The organism is Psychrobacillus sp. PGGUH221, assembly GCF_042055255.1.
GTDB lineage: Bacteria > Bacillota > Bacilli > Bacillales_A > Planococcaceae > Psychrobacillus.
The window spans coordinates 1-1,460 of record NZ_JAQMHQ010000028.1 but is presented as its reverse complement, the minus strand read 5'-3'; the positions used below and the strand labels follow the sequence as shown (position 1 = coordinate 1,460).

1 protein-coding gene is annotated in these 1,460 nt (G+C 31.7%); it reads right to left on the bottom strand.

All coding sequences use genetic code 11. From position 1 onward, the window contains the following. Positions 1-273: 273 nt before the first annotated feature. Positions 274-1,350: a stage II sporulation protein P gene (gene spoIIP / locus PGC35_RS22010; RefSeq protein WP_375220722.1), complete on the bottom strand. Its 1,077-nt coding sequence runs from the start codon at positions 1,348-1,350 to the stop codon at positions 274-276. Positions 1,351-1,460: the final 110 nt, after the last annotated feature.

Below are 1,460 nucleotides of genomic sequence, written 5' to 3'. Positions count from 1 at the left end.
GTTGGACAGATGCATTTCAATGGCATCAAATGGCTTGGTCTGGCGTTCTTAGTAGCTTAAAGTCTGTTCTTGAAAAAGGCGAAGGTAATTTATGTTGTCAACCTGTAAAATAAGCCTTACAAAACCGTCGATTCTATTTGAATAGGTGGTTTTTGTTTACTTAAATATATCGCCTTTTAACGAAAGAAGAAAACCCTCATATTTCACTATACTGCTGCGTGAGTCCAATAAGAAAAAGCTACCCTTACGCGCATAAATTAATATATATTTTTACTATTCTTCATGAAAGTAATATTCACTTAAAACATCAGCAAAGATTTCAGTTGAACGATGAAGTTCTTCTACTGTATTATCTACACCACCAATTTCAACAATAATAGAGTTAGGGGATATATCCTGATTATAAACTCCATTTCCTTGGTTGCTGCCTTTTTGTATAATTCCTTTGGACAACCCAGGATACTTTGTATCCAGTATTGTTTGTAAACCTTCCGCAAACTTGAGATTCTTTTCAAAATTATCGTGCCCCGTGCCAACAACAAAAAGCAATTGGGCATAATTTAATCCATTTACTTCGGTAGTAGTAGATTTTCTACGTAATGAATCACGGTGCACATCAATAAATATTTCTAAGTCTCTATTATTTCTTTTAGCAGAACGTACTAAATCTCCAGTGACATTATAAGAACTATTATAGTTTAATCCTCTTGAGTTTAGTTCTTGAACTATGTCTGTTGAATCCGCGGTAGTCCCTAATCCTCTTCTCTTTAATGCTTTTCCAAGCAGTTTACCAACCAAGGTAATATTTGCTTCTGAGTGATATGCTTCTTCAGGTTTCTCTGTATTTTTTAAATAAGGTAAAAATGATTCTCTGCTATGGGTATGATAAATATATACGACTTCTTTTCCAAAAGTTGAATGTGTTCTAGAAATTTCTTTTGGAGATTTCAGGTTTTCAAAAAGAGTATCAATATTCTTTATGGTAAGTTCTCTTTCTTTAAAGAGGTTGTCCATAGTTGGCTCAAATTTATCTCTATCATTCATATATAAATTAGTTTTCACCTCTGTAACTAGACTCGATGTTTCATTAGTAGGCTTATCTAAATCATTAAGATTATAAGGTAAATCAGAGGATTTTTTTTTTGATTCAACATTTGATAAAGTATATATTTTCTCCATAAGTGCATTCTCTTCATACTTATGAGGGTCGTAAAAAAATGTCATCCATAAGACAGTGAGTAACCAGAGAATAAATAGCAAAATTGCTAAGTATAGTAGAATTCTGAGTAAGGTCCTTTTCTTTTTCTTAGTTGTATTTTTATTATTATTTTTTGGTTTTTTTGGAGACATTCGGTTCCTCCTATAAAATGTCGATGACTTCTTAACCGGGTAATAAAATTATTTCTATCTTATTTTGGAGTTATTTAAAACACCATAACTTTTTTCTCCTTTTAATACAA